The organism is Pontibacter sp. YIM B11418 (genome assembly GCF_059278805.1).
Window position 1 is genome coordinate 890,612 of record NZ_JCAEMH010000001.1, and the last position, 21,016, is coordinate 911,627.

Annotated in this window: 17 protein-coding genes; 8 read left to right on the plus strand and 9 right to left on the minus strand. The window is 51.8% G+C overall.

The features are described from left to right. Positions 1-11: 11 nt before the first annotated feature. Complete coding sequence (locus AC4QZR_RS04110) at positions 12-1,070, minus strand: DUF4249 domain-containing protein (protein WP_494479741.1); 1,059 nt, start codon at positions 1,068-1,070, stop codon at positions 12-14. 59 nt (positions 1,071-1,129) lie between these two features. Further along, the gene (locus tag AC4QZR_RS04115) at positions 1,130-3,814 is read right to left on the minus strand and encodes a TonB-dependent receptor (RefSeq protein WP_494479742.1); all 2,685 of its coding nucleotides are present in this window, start codon (positions 3,812-3,814) and stop codon (positions 1,130-1,132) included. A 184-nt stretch (positions 3,815-3,998) separates the two neighbouring features. Here AC4QZR_RS04115 and AC4QZR_RS04120 point away from each other — a divergent pair, with 184 nt between their 5' ends. The 3 genes from AC4QZR_RS04120 (at position 3,999) to uvrA (ending at position 7,890) form a co-directional block, all read left to right on the plus strand. Continuing rightward, complete coding sequence (locus AC4QZR_RS04120) at positions 3,999-4,394, plus strand: YidH family protein (RefSeq protein WP_494479743.1); 396 nt, start codon at positions 3,999-4,001, stop codon at positions 4,392-4,394. Between the two features lie 86 nt (positions 4,395-4,480). Then, positions 4,481-4,864 carry a YidH family protein gene (locus AC4QZR_RS04125; protein ID WP_494479744.1) on the plus strand — a complete coding sequence of 128 codons (384 nt, stop codon included), beginning with the start codon at positions 4,481-4,483 and terminating at the stop codon, positions 4,862-4,864. 131 nt (positions 4,865-4,995) lie between these two features. Then, positions 4,996-7,890 carry an excinuclease ABC subunit UvrA gene (uvrA, locus tag AC4QZR_RS04130; protein WP_494479745.1) on the plus strand — a complete coding sequence of 965 codons (2,895 nt, stop codon included), beginning with the start codon at positions 4,996-4,998 and terminating at the stop codon, positions 7,888-7,890. A 57-nt stretch (positions 7,891-7,947) separates the two neighbouring features. On the opposite strand, the gene AC4QZR_RS04135 is transcribed toward uvrA, so the two are convergent. Next, positions 7,948-8,520: a DUF4142 domain-containing protein gene (locus tag AC4QZR_RS04135; protein ID WP_494479746.1), complete on the minus strand. Its 573-nt coding sequence runs from the start codon at positions 8,518-8,520 to the stop codon at positions 7,948-7,950. Positions 8,521-8,619: 99 nt separating this feature from the next. Beyond that, a complete protein-coding gene (locus AC4QZR_RS04140; protein WP_494479747.1) occupies positions 8,620-9,201 on the minus strand; it encodes a DUF4142 domain-containing protein in 582 nt (193 codons plus the stop codon). A 233-nt stretch (positions 9,202-9,434) separates the two neighbouring features. Between AC4QZR_RS04140 and AC4QZR_RS04145 the strand changes: the two genes are divergently transcribed. Continuing rightward, positions 9,435-10,145, plus strand: a complete 711-nt coding sequence (locus AC4QZR_RS04145; protein ID WP_494479748.1) for an ABC transporter ATP-binding protein — start codon at positions 9,435-9,437, stop codon at positions 10,143-10,145. On the opposite strand, the gene AC4QZR_RS04150 is transcribed toward AC4QZR_RS04145, so the two are convergent. From AC4QZR_RS04150 to rpoN, 4 genes are all read right to left on the minus strand, one after another. Further along, positions 10,146-10,871, minus strand: coding sequence for a TapB family protein (locus tag AC4QZR_RS04150; RefSeq protein ID WP_494479749.1), 726 nt, complete (start codon positions 10,869-10,871; stop codon positions 10,146-10,148). A gap of 185 nt (positions 10,872-11,056) precedes the next feature. After that, positions 11,057-11,839 carry an enoyl-CoA hydratase-related protein gene (locus AC4QZR_RS04155; RefSeq protein ID WP_494479750.1) on the minus strand — a complete coding sequence of 261 codons (783 nt, stop codon included), beginning with the start codon at positions 11,837-11,839 and terminating at the stop codon, positions 11,057-11,059. A gap of 67 nt (positions 11,840-11,906) precedes the next feature. Continuing rightward, positions 11,907-12,527 (minus strand): hypothetical protein, encoded by a 621-nt coding sequence (locus AC4QZR_RS04160; protein WP_494479751.1) that lies wholly within the window; start codon positions 12,525-12,527, stop codon positions 11,907-11,909. A gap of 195 nt (positions 12,528-12,722) precedes the next feature. Further along, positions 12,723-14,168, minus strand: a complete 1,446-nt coding sequence (rpoN, locus tag AC4QZR_RS04165; RefSeq protein ID WP_494479752.1) for an RNA polymerase factor sigma-54 — start codon at positions 14,166-14,168, stop codon at positions 12,723-12,725. Positions 14,169-14,452: 284 nt separating this feature from the next. Between rpoN and asnS the strand changes: the two genes are divergently transcribed. Both asnS and AC4QZR_RS04175 read left to right on the plus strand, forming a co-directional pair. Further along, positions 14,453-15,892 (plus strand): asparagine--tRNA ligase, encoded by a 1,440-nt coding sequence (gene asnS, locus AC4QZR_RS04170; RefSeq protein WP_494479753.1) that lies wholly within the window; start codon positions 14,453-14,455, stop codon positions 15,890-15,892. Positions 15,893-16,002: 110 nt separating this feature from the next. Further along, positions 16,003-17,538 (plus strand): hypothetical protein, encoded by a 1,536-nt coding sequence (locus AC4QZR_RS04175; protein ID WP_494479754.1) that lies wholly within the window; start codon positions 16,003-16,005, stop codon positions 17,536-17,538. A 68-nt stretch (positions 17,539-17,606) separates the two neighbouring features. Here AC4QZR_RS04175 and AC4QZR_RS04180 read toward each other — a convergent pair whose 3' ends face one another. Further along, entirely contained in the window at positions 17,607-18,101 is a 495-nt protein-coding gene (locus tag AC4QZR_RS04180; RefSeq protein ID WP_494479755.1) for a DUF4168 domain-containing protein, read from the minus strand. Positions 18,102-18,362: 261 nt separating this feature from the next. On the opposite strand from AC4QZR_RS04180, the gene AC4QZR_RS04185 reads away from it, so the two are divergent. Both AC4QZR_RS04185 and AC4QZR_RS04190 read left to right on the plus strand, forming a co-directional pair. After that, entirely contained in the window at positions 18,363-19,628 is a 1,266-nt protein-coding gene (locus tag AC4QZR_RS04185; RefSeq protein ID WP_494479756.1) for an outer membrane beta-barrel protein, read from the plus strand. A gap of 101 nt (positions 19,629-19,729) precedes the next feature. After that, positions 19,730-21,004 (plus strand): porin family protein, encoded by a 1,275-nt coding sequence (locus AC4QZR_RS04190; protein WP_494479757.1) that lies wholly within the window; start codon positions 19,730-19,732, stop codon positions 21,002-21,004. Positions 21,005-21,016: the final 12 nt, after the last annotated feature.

A 21,016-nucleotide genomic window follows, 5' to 3' on the forward strand; every position in this document is an offset into this window, starting at 1 on the left:
CCAATAAGTTATCAAAAGCCGATTGGTCGCTCGTTGGTTACGTTCGGGTATAGAAAAGTGTAGCGGCAATCGCCCTTAGGTGGCTCGTAAGGCAGGCCCGGGAATGGCGCATACAGCTGCCGATGAATCACGATGAAATCCTCCGTCATGGCCGAGGCGCTGAAATAGCCGATCACCTGCTCCTCTGGATCTGTCAGGCTGTACAAATTGCCGTGGATGCGTGCCGGAGGCGGGTCAAAAATACTGCCTACGCTCGTCTGCTGCTGGTTAAAAAGACGAAGAAACTCATGCGCGCCGGCCGTAAGTGAAAACTGCCTGATCTTGATGCGGTATTTGGTTGGGATGTCGGCTGGCACGATCACCACCGGCTGCTCAAAATAACGGCCATTCACCAGTCTGTCATCGTTTGTTACCACTTTGGTGTTGATGCTGCCCATATTGGACCAGCACCTCGCTGGCAACGGAGCGTCGCCTACATCGGAATAAAACTCAAACATGCCCTCTGTGTCCCAACGGTAGTAGTTGCCTCGCTCTGACGGATCTTGCACCTGCGCCTTCACTTCAAAGCCTTTCGATCGCCGCTCCACCAGCATACCTGCGGAATTGCGCACCACATCGATGAACTCCTTGAACTCATAGCCTATACCTTGTAGGGCAGGTACGGGCCGCAGCAGCTCTGGGCGAGAAGCATATTCTCTCCCGTCGGGCAGCTTGATGTGCAAGGTATAGCTGCGTCCCTGCACGACCTGGTAGTCGTCTGGCATCAGCTGGTATACCCCTCTGGGCCCGTGATACAACGGCATACTAGCACCCTGATCATCCTGCAACGTTACTGTAGCATCCATTACAGGATGCACCAGCACCTGCTTGTTTTCACTGTCGAAGGGGGCGGTCCAGGTCAGCGTTACTCTATTCAGTGTTGAATCGTTATGGTCTGTCACCATGCCGCTCACGACAAGCTTCGGCTGCCCGCCTTCGATCTGGAGCTCTAAAGGGTCCACACATGCCTGCAGACAAACGATGATGAGGAACATAGCCCAAAGCCTGTATTTTTGAAAAATGATCTGCATTTCCAGGTATAGTTTAGTTGCCTGTGGCCTGTTTGAATATTTTTCCCTGATAAGCCCTCTCATCGTGTGATCTTGAAGTTGTAAGTAATAGCCGGCACCGCCGAGCCAATCACCGATAGCCGGTAGGCCTGCGGGATGGTGCCTCCATAGGCTGGTTTGAAGAACACGGAGTAAGGGTTTTTGCGTCCGTACACGTTGTATACCGAGAAGGCCCAGCTGCTCACCCAGTTTGCGTTTCGTTTGTTGGTACCGTCTATCACAAAGGCCAGGTCCAGGCGGTGGTAGTCGGGTATGCGGTGCTGGTTGCGGTCGCTGTAGTTTACCATTAGCAGTCCATCGATATAGCCCACTGATTCCGGATAAGTAATCGGCCTGCCTGTGCTGTAAGTGAAGTTCGCTGACAGGCTGATCAAACGTGTCAGCTGCTGGTTCACAACCAGGCTCAGATCATGCGGCTTGTCGAAGTTGGCCGGGAAAGATTTGCCGTTGTTGATGCGCTCTTCGGGCGTGGGGCCATTGACGCGGCGCAGTGACCTGGAGTAGGTATAGCTTGCCCAGCCTGTCAGCTTCTTGCCTTTGCGGCGCATCATCAGTTCCAGTCCGTAAGCCTTGCCCTCGCCTGGCAGCAGGTCGGCGTCGAGGGTGCTGTTGAGCAGGAGCCGGGCGCCGTCTTTGTACTCCACCAGATCGTGCAGCTTCTTGTAATAGACCTCCGCCGAAAGCTCAATGGTATTGTCCTGCAGGTTTTTGAAAAAGCCAAGTGCCACCTGATCCCCGAGCTGCGGGCGCAGGTGCGGGTTACTCGTCTTCCAGATATCCACCGGAGAGGCCGCTGTGGTGTTGGAGATGAGGTGAATGTACTGCGCCATCCGGTTGTAGCCCAGTTTAACAGAGCTGTTCTCGCCCAAGGTTATTTTAAGGGAAGCGCGCGGCTCAAAATTACTATACCGCTGTATCACTCCGCCATTGCTAAAGCTCAGCGTATCAATGATGGTAGATTCTCTGCGTGGCGACTCCGGATCGTACACGTATACATCACCCGGCCCCAGGTTATAATAAGAGGAGTAGCGGAGCCCGTAGCTGACCGATATTCTTGGGCTGAGCACGTATTCATGATCCAGGTACAGGGCCGCTTCCACGGAACGCTCGCGGGGCATGCTGACTGGCAGTAAACTCGACAGTTCTGAACCAGGCGTCAGGTTGCCGGGGCTAAACTCATACCAGGAGGACGAGGCACCCAAGCCCATCTTATGCCGCACGGAGGGCTCAAAATTCAGGTCTGCCCTGATCTGCTTGTACTTTATCTCTGAGTCGAGGGTATAGCTGTAGGGCTCTGTTTCGGCCTCCACACCATAGTCATAGTCCCCAATTACGCCAGTTACGCTTGACAGGAGTTTGTCGTTGAAGGTATGGTTCCAGCGGGCGGTGCCGGTGGCCGTGCCCCAGGTATAGGTCGTATCGGCCCCGAAGCGGAAACCGTCGCGGCTCATGTAGCCTGACACCATGAGCTGGTCTTTGGTGCTGATCGTATAGTCTACCTTGGCATTAAAGTCATAGAAATAGCCGTCGCTGTCGCGCACAGACTTATCCGGTACATAGCGCATGGCCAGACCGGGGTAAGCGCCTCGCCCGCCGAGCACAAAAGAAGCCTTGTCTTTCAGCAGCGGCGCTTCCACCATCAGACGGCTCGCCAGCAAACCGATGCCACCGCTCAGGATAGGCGCTTTCTTATTGCCCTCTTTCAGCTTTACATCCAGCACCGACGAGATGCGCCCGCCATACCGGGCAGGTATACCGCCGCGGTAAAGGGTAACGTCCTGCACCATATCCGGGTTGAAAACTGAGAAGAAACCAAATAAATGCGAAGCGCTGAAAAGCGTCGCCTGATCCTGCAAAACCAGGTTTTGGTCGATGCTGCCGCCACGCACATTGAAGCCACTGGCCCCTTCGCCGACGGTGGTCACGCCCGGCAGCGTAATGATGCTGCGCAACACGTCCACCTCCCCCAGAAAATTGGGCATCTTACGCACTTCCTGTATATTCAGGCGGGCCACGCCCATTTCCAGGCTCTCTACATTATGGTCGGGTGCTTTAGCGGATACCTCCACTTCCCGCAGCTGATTGCTTACTTCAAACAACTCGATGTGCATGGTGCGGCTCTGCTGCAGACTCACCCGCCGCTGGTCCTCTACCATACCCATAGCCCGCACCCGCAAGGTATAGTTACCAGCCGGCACCACCAGGGTATACCTGCCCTGCTCATCGGCTACAGTGCCTTTTTCGGTCTCTACAAGTAGCACAGTGGCCCCGATAAATGGCTCGCCTGTTTTGGCATTGCGTACCTGCCCGCTCAGGGTCACGATGCGCTCAGCGACCTGCCCTGCAGCAGCTTCCCCAGATGGCACCGTGTCAGAACGAAAGATGGAGGCTGCGGATTGGGGCACCAACACAATGGTACGGTCATCATACAGCACAAAGGAAAGGCGGGCTTTTTCCAAAAGCTTTTGCAGCGCGCCGGCGATTGGTTCCTGATCAAACGATTGGGTGATCTGCACGCCTTCTACCCACTCCGACTGGTAGAACACACGCAGCTTGTGTTTCTGCTGCAAGTCCTGCAAAACCGCCTGCAGGGGCTGATTCTGATAGCTGGCCGTGATGCGAGTCTGCCCGGTGTCCTGCGCCCAGGTATGGCCTGAAAGCAGCATCAGGATGGTGAGCAGAAAGTACTGGTAGCGTCTTTTCATAAAAAGGGATGCGGTTGGCGTATGTGCGCAGAAGGCAAAAAGAGGAACTACATTGCACCTTAGCAATATATAGTTTTAACATTGGATTTGAAAATTTTGGAATGGCCTCTGCGCAAAAGCTTTGCGCTTTCAAATTTCACCTAAGTCCCACAGAATCGTACATAATAAAAGAAGAGCCAGGCCTATGTCAGAGACAGACAAAGAGAAAATAAAGAAGCTCAAGAAAAAGCTGCGGGTGCAGGAGCAGAAGAACGCTGAGATAAGGGACCACATGGCGGCCGAGCGCACCATTTTCGCCAACGAACGCACCCTCATGGCCTACCTGCGTACCGCCATGACAGTCTCCGTGGGCGGTTATGTGGCCATCAAACTTTCAGACGACCTGTACCTGGATGTTATTGGCGTCATTCTGATTCCGGTTGGTATCATACTGGGCATCTACAGCTTTGTCAGGTATAGGCACAAGCAGCGCATCATTGAGGGGCACCACCAGGACTACTGCCCGACCAGCCACGAACACGAGCGGGCACACAATGAGCTGCCCCAGCCCGGCGGGAACGGCAAACAAACTTCTGCTTAACTAAGGTCACCAGCCGGGCAGTAGCACAGCAGGTATACGCCTGCACTTCGTCGTATTTGTTTCGTATATTTCTCAAAAAGGAATAAATGCAGGTGCCGGAGCAAGACGAAATCAAAAAGCTGAAAAAAAAGATCCAAAAGCTGGAGAAAAAGAATGCGGACATCCGCAACGAGATGGCTGTGCAGCGCACCTTCTTCGCTAACGAACGCACGCTTATGGCCTACCTGCGCACGGCCATTGCCCTGGTAGCAGGCGGCTTTGCCGCTATCAAACTCTCGCAGCACCTGTATATAGAGACAATGGGGATTATCCTGATGCCGCTGGGCCTTTTATTGTCTTTGTATAGTTTCGTACGGTTTTTCAAACAGCAAAAACTCATAAGGCGACAGCGGGAAAGCATCACCCCCATCAGTCAGCGACACGAAGAACTGCATGAAAAGCAGGCTTCGCGCTACGACAATTTAGATTGAGGTATATGCTAAGGATAATTGCTGAAAGCTAAACCATTTGGCGTTTATTGCTGTTAAGAAGGGTTGGCATCTTCGGGTACGGAGGCGCTGATATTTTTGTACCTTTGCTATTTAAAATCAAGCATTCCTGAATGGCTTTTAACCAAGCGCAAGACACAGCAACCGGCACCGATACTGCCTTTTCGCAAAATGGCGAAACACAGCAGATCGAAGTTTACGGTGCCCGCGAACATAACCTCAAAAACATTTCCATTAAGCTGCCGCGCTACAAGCTGGTCGTTTTTACCGGCATCAGTGGCTCGGGCAAGTCCTCGCTGGCTTTCGACACCATCTATGCCGAAGGGCAGCGCCGCTACATGGAAACTTTTTCGGCCTACGCCCGCTCGTTTATGGGCGGACTCGAGCGCCCGGACGTGGACAAGATCGAAGGCCTTTCGCCGGTAATTTCCATCGAGCAGAAAACCACCAGCCGCAACCCGCGCTCCACCGTGGGTACCATCACCGAGATCTACGACTTTATGCGTCTGCTCTGGGCCCGTACGGCCGAGGCGTATAGCTATGTGACCGGTGAGAAAATGGTGCGCCAGAGCGATGACCAGATCGTGAACCACATCCTGGAGAACTTCGCTGGCAAGCGCATTATCGTACTCGCCCCGGTAGTAAAGGGTCGTAAAGGCCACTACCGCGAGCTCTTCCAGCAGATCCGCAAGATGGGCTTTATCCGTGCCCGCGTGGATGGCGAACTGCTGGAGATCGACCCGAAAATGCAGGTGGACAGGTATAAGATCCATGATATCGAGATCGTGATCGACAAGATTGTGGTGAAGGAAGAGGACCGCTTCCGTCTTTCCGGCTCTATCCAGAATGCGCTGACGCACGGCAAGGGTACGGCACTGATCCTGGATGTGGATGCGGACAAAACCCACTTCTTCTCGCGCCACCTCATGGACCCCGCCACAGGTATAGCCTACGACGATCCAGCGCCAAACTCATTCTCGTTCAACTCCCCTTACGGCGCCTGCCCGGTGTGTAATGGTTTGGGTGAGATACAGGAAATCACGGAAGAGTCGGTTATACCTGACAAGAGCCTGAGTATACGCCGCGGAGGTATAGCACCACTCGGCGAGTACCGCGACATCTGGATTTTCAAGCAGATCGAGGCGCTCTTCAAACACTTCAAGGTATCGGTTTCGACACCGATCAAAGATTTGCCGGAGGATGTGCTGAAGGTATTGCTCTATGGTCTGGATGAAGACCTGGAGGTGAATACCAAAAAGGGCAACTATGTGGTGGAGTTTGAAGGCATCGTCAACTTCCTGAAAGGGCAGATGGAATCGGACTCCGACAACATTCGCTCCTGGGTAGAGGACTTCGCGCAGACCACGACTTGCCCGGAATGTAGCGGGTATAGACTCAAGAAAGAATCGCTGCACTTCAAGATTGCTGATACCAACATAGGCGAACTCTCGGTGCTCGACATTAACAAACTGGCTGCCTGGTTTGAAGGTGTGGAAGAGCGTATGAATGAGCGCCAGAATGTAATTGCCCGTGAACTGCTGAAAGAAATCCGCAAGCGCATCGGCTTCCTGCTGGACGTAGGCCTGGATTACCTGAGCCTGCACCGCCCTGTGAAGACGCTATCCGGTGGCGAGAGCCAGCGTATACGCTTGGCTACGCAGATCGGTACGCAGCTGGTAGGCGTGCTCTACATCATGGACGAACCAAGCATCGGCCTGCACCAACGCGACAACGAGCGCCTCATCAAAGCCCTGCAAGACCTCCGCGATCTGGGCAACTCCATTATTGTAGTGGAGCACGACAAAGACATGATCCTGCAGGCTGACTACGTGGTGGATATTGGTCCGGGCGCAGGTATACACGGCGGGCAGGTGGTAACCGCCGGCACGCCGGAAGATATGATGAATGCCGGCACCACCACTGCCGACTTCCTGAGCAACCGCAGAGGTATAGCCGTGCCGCGCTTAAAACGCCCCGGAACAGGCGAAGTCCTGAAACTGAAAGGCGCTACGGGCAACAACCTGAAGAACGTGACGCTGGAATTGCCGCTTGGCAAAATGGTGTGCGTAACGGGTGTATCCGGCAGTGGCAAGTCCTCGCTCATACACGACACGCTTTACCCAATCCTGAACACGCACTTCTTCCGGGCCAAGCGCGATCCGTTGCCTTACAAGAAAATTGAAGGACTGGAGCATATTGATAAAGTAATTGAAGTGGATCAGTCGCCAATTGGCCGTACGCCGCGCTCTAACCCGGCTACTTATACCGGTGTGTTCACCGACATCCGTACCTTGTTTGCGCAGTTGCCGGAAGCTAAGATCAGAGGGTATACGCCAGGTCGTTTCTCTTTTAACGTGAAAGGTGGTCGCTGCGAGGCTTGCGAAGGAGCAGGTATGCGCACCATTGAGATGAACTTTCTGCCGGACGTATACGTGCCCTGCGAGGTATGCAAAGGCAAACGCTACAACCGCGAAACCCTAGAAGTGCGCTTCAAAGGCAAGAGCATTACCGACGTGCTGGACATGACCGTGGAACAGGCAGTAGATTTCTTCGAGAGTCAGCCACGCATCCTGCGCAAGATCCAGACATTAAACGAAGTGGGTTTGGGCTACATCACTCTTGGCCAGCAGGCTACTACTCTATCCGGTGGCGAGGCACAGCGCGTGAAACTGGCGACCGAGCTTTCCAAAAAAGACACCGGCCAGACGCTCTATATTCTGGACGAGCCAACAACAGGTCTCCACTTCCAGGACATTGAGCACCTGAGCGAGGTACTGCATAAGCTGACCGACAAAGGCAACTCGGTGCTCATCATCGAGCATAACCTGGATTTGATCAAGATCGCTGACTGGGTCATCGACATCGGGCCGGAAGGCGGCGAGGGCGGTGGTACCATTGTGGCGGCTGGCACACCGGAGGATATTGTCAAAAAAGGCAAAGGCTATACCGCCCGCTTCCTGAAAGAGGAACTGAAAACGAGCCATTACCGCGAAAACGGCCAGGCTTAACAGGTATAGCAACCTATAAAAAATGCCGCTCCTAGGTATAGGAGCGGCATTTTTGTTTTAGATATTACCCAGCCGGTCTTCCAGTGCTTCCGTTTGCTGCAAGTGTTGTCGCAGGAGCGGGAGTTGCTTGGAGGCGAACTGCTTAACTTCCATCACCTGAGCGTTCTCGGCCATGTCCTCGTAGCGTTTAAGTAAACGGTCATGCTCTTCGCGGGTACGCTTGATATAGGCCAGGTCAAAACCTATACCTGTTTCGCTACTCACATCGTCGTATACCTTTTGATGCACCCTGCCTAACTGAGTAGGCACTACGAACTCACGCTCTATGGCAATGTGCTGCAGGTCTTCCATCACACGGTTGTGACCATTGCTCATATCCTGGGCCAACTCTTTCACTTCCGGGCTCACGCCTCTTTCCAACGCCAATTCGCCCAGTTGCACATGCAGCATGTTGGCGCTGGTGGCCTCGGCAACGAAAAGCGCATCGTTTTTCATGCCCGGTATGCCCATGGCTTCAAACTGCTCTACGCTTTGGGCGGCAGCCTGCTCGATGCTGTCATCGGCGCCACAACTGGCGGTGCCCAGTAAAAGCATGGCACTGGCAAGGTATAGGGTAATTTTTCGGATCATACACTTGGGTTTAAAATAGGAGCATCTGCAGCCATGACAGGCGCAGATGCTCAAGATAATTAGATTTTAGGAAATGCCCAGTGTTTGGGATTACACATTTTACTTTAGCCCGTCTTTGATCTGCTGCGCACGCTTGTGGTGCTCGCGCAACTTAGGAAGCGTCTTGGTAGCAAAGGCCTTCACTTCTGCATCGTCGTAGTCGGCATCCTCCGTCACATCTTCGAACAGGCTGATGTCGCTGTCGTGTGCGCTTACCATTTTGTCCATGTAGTCCTTGTCAAATTCGGCTCCCTGCTTTTCGCGCAGGTCACGCATCTGGCTCATGTGCTCATTGCTCATGCTGTCTGGCAGCGTGATGTTTTTGCTGAGTGCCAGGTCACTCATTTCTTTGTTAGCCGCCGTATGATCTTTCACCATCATAGCGGCAAACTCCTTCACCTGCGGATTTGTAGCACGCTCCTGCGCCAGTTTGCCCGCTTCTACTTCCATCATGCTGCTGCTGGCTGCTTTGGTCATAAATTCAGCCTGATCATCGCGCTCCTCCTCCATGGCAGTGTCTTCAAAACGCTCCTCAGTAACATCCTGCGCCTGATCCACGCTGTCATTGCCAGAGCCTCCGCAAGCCATGGTGCCAAATAGGAAGGCACAGGCCATTAATCCTGTTGTTGCATTTCTTTTCATAGTGTTATTTCTTGTTAATAGTAAAATAGTTTGAACAAATTGGTATACGCCGCTAAAGCATTGGAGTTTATATGATAGGCCTCTAATATATAGGAAACAGGTAATAATATACTTTGGGGATATCGGGAACAGGATACTTGTATACAAAACGCAGGCACTTACGACCACAACTATCTCAGGTATAAAACGATATATACCTAATCGAGTACGGATTCCCGTTTAAGCCATACCTTATGATACAACTCTTCGCTATGCGCCTCATCACAGCTTTGTTGTTTTGTTCATGCTTATTGATTTACTCTGCGGCCCATGCGCAGGTAACGGAGGAGGAAAGAGAAGACCGCGCTGAAATGATCAACATAGACCGTGATCATGACAAAACGATCAAGATCCATCCGCTGCATTATGGGGAGGTGTTCGTGTCGTATGAGAAGGTGCGGGCACCCAACATCAGCAACGAATTTGGACTGAGCTATTTCTACAAACTGCTTATGAAGGGCGATGGCTGGACTTCGAATGCGAAAGACGTGATGGGCATCGGCATCCGGATGAGTCAGCGTTACTATACTTCTAAGAAGAAGGCGCCCCCTTTTGGTTTCTTCCATGGGCCCATGTTCAGCTACCGCTTCATTGTGTTTGAGCGCAATGTGTTCGACCTGCCCGACTTGCCGCCCAGCGACCCTGACTTCAGGTATGTGGGCCGGCTCTACCAGAACGCGCTGGACCTGAGCTACCACCTGGGTTATCAATTTCGGCTGGGACGCCACTTTACAACCGAACTCTCCGGCGGAATTGGAGGACGCATCAAAATTGCAAACGCCACCAATGGCGCAGATCTGATCAAGGAGAATATCATCGGGCATGTGGTGCACTCCGACGAGGGCGCCGTTATAACAGTGGGGCCCTCGCCGCAGCTGAACTTCTCGATCGGCTACTCTTTCTGATTACTTGTTGATCTTGTTGAGTACGCTGTAGGCCATTAGCTTGCCATTGCGGTAAGTTTCTGTTTTAACCCAGCCCGTGCCAGGCACAAACCACTCCACCGTTTGCATGCGGGTGCCGGGCATCTTCAAACCCATGGCCCGGGTCTGCACTTCCATGTCCTGGTTTATTTTGTAACCTTCGTAGGTACCGGCCGGCACTTCCAGGCTTTCTTTGTTACCCACGGTGCGCCCGGTCACCTGCATCGTGATCGTACTCATGTTCTGGCCGCTGCCTTTGTCGATCACATTGATGGTGAAGCTTCCGTCTTTCAGCTGCTGGCCCGGACTGAGAGAGGCCGGATAATCCATGTGGTCGCCCTCCATCTTGATCTCCATGTTCTTATAGGCTTCCATCATACCCGGATTCATGAGCGAGCGCATGTCAACCCAGATGGAACCGTTTTCGCAGCCTAACTGGTAGCTGCCTTCGTTGGCCATCTTTCCCTTCTCGTCATACATTTGGGTATGCACCGTCGCCTCCGACTTGTCTCCGTCGCGTCGCACATCAGTTACCTTATAGAGCACACGGCCTGTGAGTTTGTTGCGCTGGTTGTAGTTGAGTATCTCATACTCGGCATTTTCAGTCAACAGCATATAGCCGTTGCAATCCTGTGCCGTGGCACCGGAAGGTATAGACAGTATAACACACAATAAAGAAATAGCACTGAGTAAAAATTGATTTTTCATAATTTAAAGATTACTTGATCACGGAATATTTATATAAATATAGCCAATATTGTGGATATGAGCCCATTATGATTATAAATAAGTGTGAAGGTTCTGATAATGAGTGTGAACGGCCTTAAACAGCAGGTATAAAAAAAGCCGGACACTTGCCCGGCTTTATAGGTATAGATACAGGTGTAGGAAGTTTAAGCTCCTCTAAACTGTGGTTTGCGCTTTTCATTGAAGGCTGTTACTCCCTCTTTATAGTCTTCGGAATTGCCGGCTATTTTCTGGCAGTAAGCTTCGTAATCCAGCATTTCGTCGAGCGTGGAATTGAAAGATTTGTTTAGCATTTTCTTCATCAAGCCGATGGCCTTGGTTGGTGCCACGGCATAGCGGGCGGCCAGTTCAGCTACGGCCGCATCCAGCTCTTCAGGAGCTACCACGCGGTTCACCATACCTAACTGCAGCGCTTCTTCAGCGCTCACTTTAGAGCCCAGCGTGCTCAACTCAAATGCTTTCAGCGAGCCTACCACCCGTGGCAAAAAGAAAGAGGAACCGGAGTCGAGCACCAGGCCCACGTTCACAAACACCTCGATCATGCTGGCGGCAGTAGAGGCTACCACCAGGTCGCAGGCCAATGCTAGAGAACAACCGGCGCCGGCAGCCACACCATTTAGCTTGCAGATGATCGGCTTCGGGAGGTTGCGCATGGCCCGGATGATCGGGTTATACCTTTTCTCCAGCGACTCAGACAGATCGCGCTTGTCGGCACTGGCAATCGCCTTGAGGTCCTGACCAGAGCAGAAGGCCTTGCCGGCTCCCGTCAGAATCACCACCCGCACGCTGTCGTCGCGGGTCACCTGCTTCAGGGCGTCCTGCAGCTCGTAGCTCTGCTTGTCGTTAAAGGCGTTGAAAACATCGGGCCTGTTCAGCGTGATGGTCGCGATGCCATCCTGCACATCATATAGCAAGCACTCGTAGTTCATATTGGCGTTTGTTTTTAGTAGAAGAGATAACCAAAGGTATAGATAATCACCTTGAAGAGCAAAAAGGCTACAGGGCCACAAAGCCTGCCGCCAGCACCAGCAAAAGTCCCGTCAGAAAGCCCGTATAAGCCTGCGCCGGGGTATGGGCATGCAGCGCCAGCCTCGCCGTCAGCACCGCGCCTGACACCAGAATCAGCAGCACGATAGGTATAAGCAGGCCCGATTCAGGCATTAATTTGTTCACCAGCAAAAGCACGCCCAACGCTCCTCCCAGCCCGATGCCATGTGCACTGATTTTCCAGAAAAAAGAAACACACCAGGCCACAAAAACAGAAGCTGTGACCACACCCATCACGAAATAGAAAAGCTGATCAAAAACGAACTCCGTGTAAAACAGGTAAGTCGTTACTGCATAGCAAAGGGACGTGAATAAGAGCGGCCTACTGCGCTGCTCCCGTCGGTCTATTTCGTAAGAGTCGATGAAACCGGTTTTGAACATAGCGAAAGCTCCCAGCCCGGGCACCATAAACGTGGTGAAAAAGATCATGCTCAGCACGATCCAGCGGCTTTGCAGTGGAAGCGAAATAGAAGAAACCGGCAGAAAATAAAGGATGATGGCGAACAGATACGTCGGCATCAGCAGTGGGTGAAACGCAACAGACAAAAAGCGGGCGAGCGAGCGGTTCAAGGGGGAGTTAGTGATTGAGTGAGTTAGTTTTTGAGTGGGTTAGTTCTCTTGTAGGGACAGGTCGCGACCTGTCCGAATCGTGCACCAGTAATTCTTTAGGCTATACCTGTCTTGGTCGTCAACAGTTAACCCTGCAGGTTATACCTGCCCAATCGTGCACCAAACAACAATTTAACCATTTAGCAATTCAGCCATTTAAAGTTCTTTCCGCAGACGGGCTACAGGTATGTTAAGCTGCTCACGGTATTTGGCCACGGTACGGCGCGCTATGTTATAGCCTTTTTCGTTGAGCATCTTTTCGATTTTCTCATCTGAAAGTGGCTTGCGCTTGCTTTCCTTGTCGATGATTTCCTTCAGGATGTGCTTCACCTCACGGCTGCTGGCGTCCTCGCCGGAGTCGGTGGCTATACCTTCGGAGAAGAAATACTTGAGCGGGTAAATGCCAAACTCGGTCTGCACGGCTTTGCTGTTGGCCACACGGCTCACGGTACTGATGTCCATACCGATGTCCTCGGCGATGTCCTTTAGAATCATCGGGCGCAGCTTGCTTTCGTCACCTTCCAGGAAAAACTCGTGCTGGTACTTGATGATAGACTCCATAGTGCGCAGCAGCGTGTTCTGGCGCTGGCGTATGGCGTCTATGAACCACTTGGCCGCGTCCAGCTTCTGCTTCACGAAAGCCACTGTTTCCTTCAGCTTCTTATCCTTCTTGTCCGACTTGTCATAGGCGTCGAACATGTCGGCGTAGGAGCGGCTGATGCGCAGGTCCGGGGCGTTGCGGGAATTGAGCGAGAGCTGCAGCTGTCCGTTTTCGTTGGTCAGGATGAAGTCAGGTATAATGTACTGCACCCGTGCCATGCCGGCCCCGCTTCCGCCCGGTTTCGGGTTGAGTTTAATGATCACGTCGATGGCTTTTTTCAGCTCATCTTCCGAAACGTTAAACTTCGACTGTATTTTCTGATAATGCTTCTTGGTAAATTCGTCAAATGACTCCTTGATGATGCGCTCAGCCAGGCGAGTGGTCTCGTCCTGCTCACGTCGCTCGAGCTGCAGCAGCAGGCACTCCGGCAAATCGCGGGCGCCTATACCTGCCGGATCGAAGGTCTGGATCATGTGCAGCACCTGCTCAATCTCCTCTTCGGTGGTCATCACGTTCTGCGAAAAAGCCAGGTCGTTGGCAATAGAACTCAGCTCGCGGCGTATGTACCCGTCGCTGTCAATGCTGCCGATAAGCTGCATGCCTATGGTATACTGCTTGTCGTCGAGCGCCAGAAAACCAAGCTGGTCCATCAGGTTATCGTTGAGCGAGCTGGACATAGCGATGGGCATTTCGCGGTCTTCCTCGTCCCCACCGCGGTCGCCCTGCATCTTGTAACCGCTTATCTCGTCGTCGTTGAGGTAGTCGTTGATGTCCACGTCATCTTTGCCGAAGTCATCATCGCTGTCGTATTCCTCTGACTCTGAATCGCTGTATTCGCTTTCGGTCTCTTCACGGCCTTCTTCCAGGGCGGGATTTACCTCCATTTCCTCTTTTATGCGCGCCTCGAGCTCAACAGTAGGTATCTGCAGCAGCTTGATAAATTGTATCTGCTGCGGCGATAACTTCTGGGATAAGAGTTGTCTTAAATCGAGTCGCTGCATAGTAAGAAAAATGGGTGCTGGTGCCTGTTAGTGCACCTTCAAATTTAGGATAATTTTACTTGCATTTACAAAAAAGGTTAAAATATCGTTACTTTGAGGGATTATTGGGAAAAGGGTTGCTACACCATGCCAGATAGGGCCTGTAGACGTGCTACACGCTTTGTCCGAACCGGTTAAGCTCCCCTATCCAATGGCGATACGGTACTTTTCTTGCCTTTTCACGAAGGCCTGAATATATACCTTAACGCATAAATTGTTCAGACATATACGCTACTAGATATAACATGCAACGCACGAAAGTAAAAGAGCTACTGACTGGTGCCGAAGAAGGCAAAGAGGTATTATTGAAGGGCTGGGTACGCACCAAGCGCGGCAACAAGTTTGTGAATTTCATCGCCGTGAATGACGGCTCCACGATACAGAACCTGCAGGTAGTGGCCGATGCCGAGAAGTTCGGTGACGAGGCGCTGAAAGACGTGACGACCGGTGCTGCCGTGTCCATTACGGGCCAGTTGGTGGCCTCGCAGGGCAAGGGGCAAGCATTTGAAATTGTAGCCAATACGATAGAAGTAGTGGGCAAAGCCGATCCGGAGACTTACCCACTGCAGAAAAAGGCGCACTCGCTGGAGTTTTTGCGTGAGATCGCTCACCTGCGCTTCCGTACCAACACGTTTGGAGCCGTGTTCCGCGTGCGCAACACGCTGGCCTTTGCCGTGCACAAGTTCTTCAACGAGAAAGGCTTCGTGTACATGCATACGCCCATCATCACAGCTTCTGACGCGGAGGGCGCCGGCGAGATGTTCCATGTGACCAACTTAGACCTCGACAACCTTCCTCGCACCGAAGACGGCAAGATCAACTACGAAGAGGACTTCTTCGGCAAGGCCACTAACCTGACGGTATCTGGCCAGTTGGAAGGCGAACTGGCAGCCATGGCTTTCAGCGACATCTATACCTTCGGACCGACTTTCCGTGCTGAGAACTCGAACACGGCCCGCCACCTGGCCGAGTTCTGGATGATCGAGCCGGAGATGGCGTTCTACGATCTCAAAATGAACGCCGACCTGGCCGAGGAGTTTATCAAATACATCATCCGCTACGCACTGGAGCATAACCGCGAGGACATCGAGTTCCTGGGCCAGCGTCTGGTGGAGGAAGACAAAGCCAAGCCTCAGAACGAACGTCAGGAAATGACGCTGCTCGAGAAGCTGGAGTTTGTCGTGAACAACGACTTTGAGCGCGTAACCTATACCGAGGCGGTGGATATTCTGATGAACTCTCCTGCTTACAAGAAGAAAAAATTCCAGTACGACGTATCGTGGGGCATCGACCTGCAGAGCGAGCACGAGCGCTATCTGGTGGAGAAGCACTTCAAAAAGCCGGTGATCGTAACCGATTACCCGAAAGACATCAAGGCTTTCTACATGCGCCTCAACGACGACGGCAAGACCGTGGCCGCCATGGACATCCTGGCCCCAGGTATAGGCGAGATCGTAGGTGGTTCGCAGCGTGAAGAGCGCATGGAGTTACTGGTGGAGCGCATGAAGAGCGTGGGCATTGAAGAGGAAGACCTGTGGTGGTACCTGGATACCCGCCGTTTTGGTGGCTGTCCGCACGCCGGCTTCGGTCTGGGCTTCGAGCGCATGGTGCAGTTCGTAACTGGCATGGGCAACATCCGTGATGTGATTCCTTTCCCGCGCACGCCGGGGAACGCGGAGTTTTAACAGAAGCTATACCTTATACCTGCAAAAGCCCGGCTATACCTTAGCCGGGCTTTCTTTTTGGCTAGAAATTTGCTAGTTTAACATAAGTTAAATCCCTTATAAATAGACTTATGCGATATATATTTTTAGCCTTGCTCCTGCTTGGTTTTGCGGCCCCAGAGGTGCGTGCACAGCAGGAGTTTGCCAGTCTGGAGCTACCCTTGCGCCGGGCTGAAGACCTGGTATCAGTAGCGGATGGTGATGGCAACGTCTGTCTTTACTTTTTTCAGGGTGGTAAGCTGAACTTCAGTTTGGTTGATGCCAAAGGACAGACCGTGGCCACACAAGAAATTCCCTACCGCAATGGCCAGCAGCCCCAGGTGCTGGGCACCCGTGTAACCGACACAGAATTTGTGTTTTACAGCCGCTATGTAGATGGCAACAAGGAATTTGTACGCCCTTTTGCCGTGAACAGGTATAGCGGTGCTTTCCGAAGCCTGCCCGATGTGCCGTTGCGCCGCGAAAGAAACGAAACATTTGTCGGGGCCTTTGCTGATGCCTCTCACTTTTACATGATGTACACAGACAAAAAGGACAACCTGATCCTGCACCGCGAACTGGACGAAAGCTATTATGAAAAAAAGACGTTCGACTTGGCCGACCTACCGCGCACCCGTACCAAAGGCGAGCGCCAGCAGGAACTGATTTTCGTGCACCCTGACCTGGAGCGCACCGTGTTCGCCGGCCAGCACCGCAGCAAGATTTATACCCGCGGCGACAAGCTATACCTGGTATTCGACGGCTTTTCGCTGCGTGGCAAGAAAAACGAACTGACCACCGAGATACTGACGATTGACTGGCCAAGCGGTCAAACCGAATACCGCACACTGCCGTCGCTAGCTGTTAAAAACGATGCGAATTTCAACTCATTCCTGCATGGCAACACCTTGTTTCGGGTACAGCTCGAGAAAGATGAGTTTACGCTGACTGCCTACGACTTCAGCAGCCTCCAACCCATCAAGGAGTACAGGTATACGGCCGACCAGGACATCGACATTAAAGCCACGCCGGTGCACCAGCGGGGAGCGGGCGCCTTGTTTTCGTCCGGCAACAGCGTGATCGAGAAGACGTCTAAAGTGATGCGCAACTTATCGACTGGCAAACCTGCCATTACGGTGGATGCCTTTAACGACAGCACGCTGCAGCTTACCATCGGTTCGTACCAGCCGCCGGCCCGCCGGAATCCTGGCGGGGACCCAACCAGACTGGTGCGCACGCCAGATCGATATATCCAGACTTCCCGTGGATTATTCCTGATGCCCGGCCGCTGGATACCGGCCTATTCGCTGCCGTACAGGTATAACATGTTCCCCTACAACCGCTACTACTACGACCCATTCTACAACCAGGCGGGCGAGTCGGTGGGGCCGGGTATCAGCACCTACTTCAGGGCCGTGCTCAATAGTGAGACGCTCGACAAAGCTTTTGTAGCGAAAGACGATAGTACTGCTGCCACCGTGCAGGACAAGATAGAGGCATATGAAGAAGAGCTGAAGCAGACGCCGGAATACAAAACCCTGTACCGCTACGGCAACAACAAGCTGCACTACGGCTACTTCGACAAGCGCAGCAAAACTTTTAAGATACTGGAGTTCACACAGAACTAAGAATTACGCCCAACAAAAAAGCTTCGCCGGATTTGGCGAAGCTTTTTTGTTTTAACCAAGGGCTTATTTTACAAACCCATCAATTTCTGGATTTTGGCCTGCACAGCAGGGTCCTGCTGATAAGCCAGCATGATCTGCTCGTAGCGCTCCATCGTCATACCGTCTTTCTGGATAGCCGTCTGCATATTCTTCTCAATGTCAGGCTGCATTTCCATCATACGCCCGATCGCTTTGTTGAAAGCGGCTTTTTCGGCGGCCGTTCCTTCGGCTTCGGCCAGTTTCTGCTGCTGGTGCGCCTGTGCCAGGGCGTTAAATTTATCCACGCTCAGTTTTTCCTCTTCCAGAATCACAAGCATGGCTTTTTCACTTTCCTGCTGCAGCTCCATCAGGCGCGTGCTGGCATCTACAAATAGCTTGATGTCCTGGTCAGAAATAGCCTGCGTTTGCTGCTGCGGAGTTTTCTGGGGAGTGACCTGCTGCGCCAAAGCGCTGCCACTAACGGATACCAAACCTACTACAAGTCCTGCCACAGCAGTGACTTTCAGTTTATGGAAAATATTCATAAGACTCGGTGTTAAAAATTTTGAAATGATTAATAAGGAAAGGCAGGTTCTCTCGATTACCACTTAAACTATACATTATTTGAGAAAAATAGTTTTTAGCTTTTAGTTGCCTGCCGCTCCATGGTCCAATAATCCTGCCACAAACTTATACCGCCCTTCTGTATAACAAAGGATGTCCTTGCTGAATATGATACAAAATTTTCAGAAGCTCAAGAGGTTATATAGGTATATCCTACTATATTTATAGTCCAATCCACTTTTATGAAAAACCTGTACAAACTTATTGCGCTGTGCTTTGGAGTTCTGCTTTCAGTACCAGCGGCAGCACAAAGTGATTATAAACCCGGTTATGTCGTGCTCCCCCAAGGCGACACACTGCAAGGCCAGGTAAGTTACCGCACTGACGCGCTTGGCAAATCGATCGGCTTCAGAAGAGACGGCCAGTCGACTACTGCTTCTTATACTGCCAATGACTTAACGGGCTACGGCTTTCCGGGCGACCGCAACTACCGCACCCGCACACTTGACCATGCTGACACCCTGGCTGCTGAATATGTGTTCATGGAGGAACTTGTTCGTGGCCCTATCAGCCTTTTTATTTACAAGAACACGTTTTTTGTTGAAAAGAATGATAATTCGGACAAACTGCACAAGCTCTATATCACAAAGGAAACCTATGTCAACACTTCCGGTGTAACAGCCCAAAGAGACATAAACCACCACGTGCGCACCCTGAATATCCTGATGCAGGACTGCTTTGCAATGCTCAGCAAAGTAGAACGCGTAAAGCTGGCTGAAAAAACCTTGGTGAATCTGGTAAGAGACTACAATAGCTGCATTGGTGGAGTCGATGAACAAATCATTTTTAAGGAGTCTAAGAAGTGGTTTGCTATCAGGCCGGGTTTTGTAGCAGCCATTAGCCATACCTCGCTTAACTTCTCGGCCGCTGACGAGCGGTACCTGCACCTGGATCATGCTGAATTTAACACAAATACATATCCTACTTTTGGCATGGCCTTGCTGATCAACTCACCCCGCATCAGCGAAAAAGCCTCTATCCTGGTAGAGGGTCGCTACTTTAGCAACAGCTACCAGGCAGACCCCAGCTACGTGTGGTATGACTCGTACTACGACAACCAGATTGAGATCGAGCTTTCTGCCATAAAACTCACCACAGCTCTCCGCTACAATTTTGCGGGCAAAACCATTCAGCCCTTTGTAAACGCCGGTAGTTTCTTCAACTTCTTCAATAAGCGCGACTACAAGCATACCCAATATTACAGAAGTACACAGAGTAGCACGCCCACAGAAAGGAATCGCGACAATACAGAGTTTCTCAGCAAAATGCAGCAAGGTCTGATGCTAGGCGCCGGCTCTTACCTGCACCTAAACAAGCACCGACTGTCACTGGAGGCTCGCTACGAGTTGGGCCTGGATTTGCATGAGCACAGGGCTGTCAACAAGATCAACACCGCACTTGACTCAGATACCAGATCAGTATCGCTTTTGTTAGGGTTCTATTTCTAGGCGGCAATTCTTAAAACATCTATACCTTAAAAAATTAAAGTTGGGGCTATAGTAGACTCCATCCCCGATTATTTCCCCTACTACCTATTACCCAATCTTTTATGAAACAAATTTTACTCGCCAGCCTGGCTCTGGTTACCTTTCTTATTCATTTTCATGCCGCTGCCCAAACTTACAGACCTGGCTTTATAGTACAGGCCGACGGCGACACAACCAAAGGGCTCGTACGCTACCGCGAAGGCAAACTGACCTATCAAAGCTGTATCTTTAAAACGACAGAAGACGCAGAGGCAAAAGAATACCTGCCTACCGACATACAGGCCTATGGCATTGTGGGAGAGGCTCCTTTTATGAGCAAACAGGTGCCGAGCGGTGAGGGAGTCTCAAATCCCATGTTTATAGAGGTGTTGGAACAAGGAAAACTCATGCTCTATACCCAGAACAATCTGCTATACCTGGAGAAAGAAGACAGCGGCCTGAAGCACCTGTACCTGCAAAACGATGACCAGGATATAACGATGCACATCGGGGAGCAAAAGACAGTCAGCACCTCTACCCAGCACTTGATCCTGATCCACACCCTCACCCTCGACTGCCCGGTGCCTGACAAATTGATGCTGAAAGTGAGGCAGCGCCTGCATGTGCCGGATGTAACGGCCATTGTCCGAAATTACAATGCCTGCGCAGCACCAACCAGTGCCATCTCATACAAAAAGGATCATTCATGGCTCAAGACAGAACTGGGCGTATTTGCGGGTAGCTATTCAACGGCGCTTCAGTTCAACCACAACACCACCATCCACAAGTTTTACGGGGCGGATTTTTCCATGACACACAATTTTGTTTTTGGAGGGGTATTAAACTTCACCTCACCAAAGAAAAGCGAGCGTTTGTCTGTGCAAATGGAGCCGATGTATAGCCAGGAGCGACACATCGGGAGCTTCAATTATCCCAGAGATTCCTACACGATCAGTGGAGACTATACCATAGCGATGACGCGCTTGTCTTTGCCTATCATGTTCCGTTACACGGTCACCACCAACGGCAGATTCAGTCCTTACGTTGGTGCAGGTATAGTCACTGACTACATACTGGACAGCAATGTGACGGGAACTCAGCGAACCGAGTACTATGCTACCGGCCATATACAAAACAGCAAGCTTAGAGAAAATGAAGTTGGCACCACGTTTTCGCATGCGTTCACGACCGCTGTGGGCACTAAATTTCGGATAGCCGAAAAACACGCTGCTTTACTGCAGTTCAGGTATGAGTATGGCCGCTATTTGGCGACAGACCTCAGCAATTCAGACTCCAGGGTTTGGCTGACCGACAAGCACCAAGGCTTTTACCTGATGGCTGCTTACCTGTTCAAATAAGCACAGCCCGGC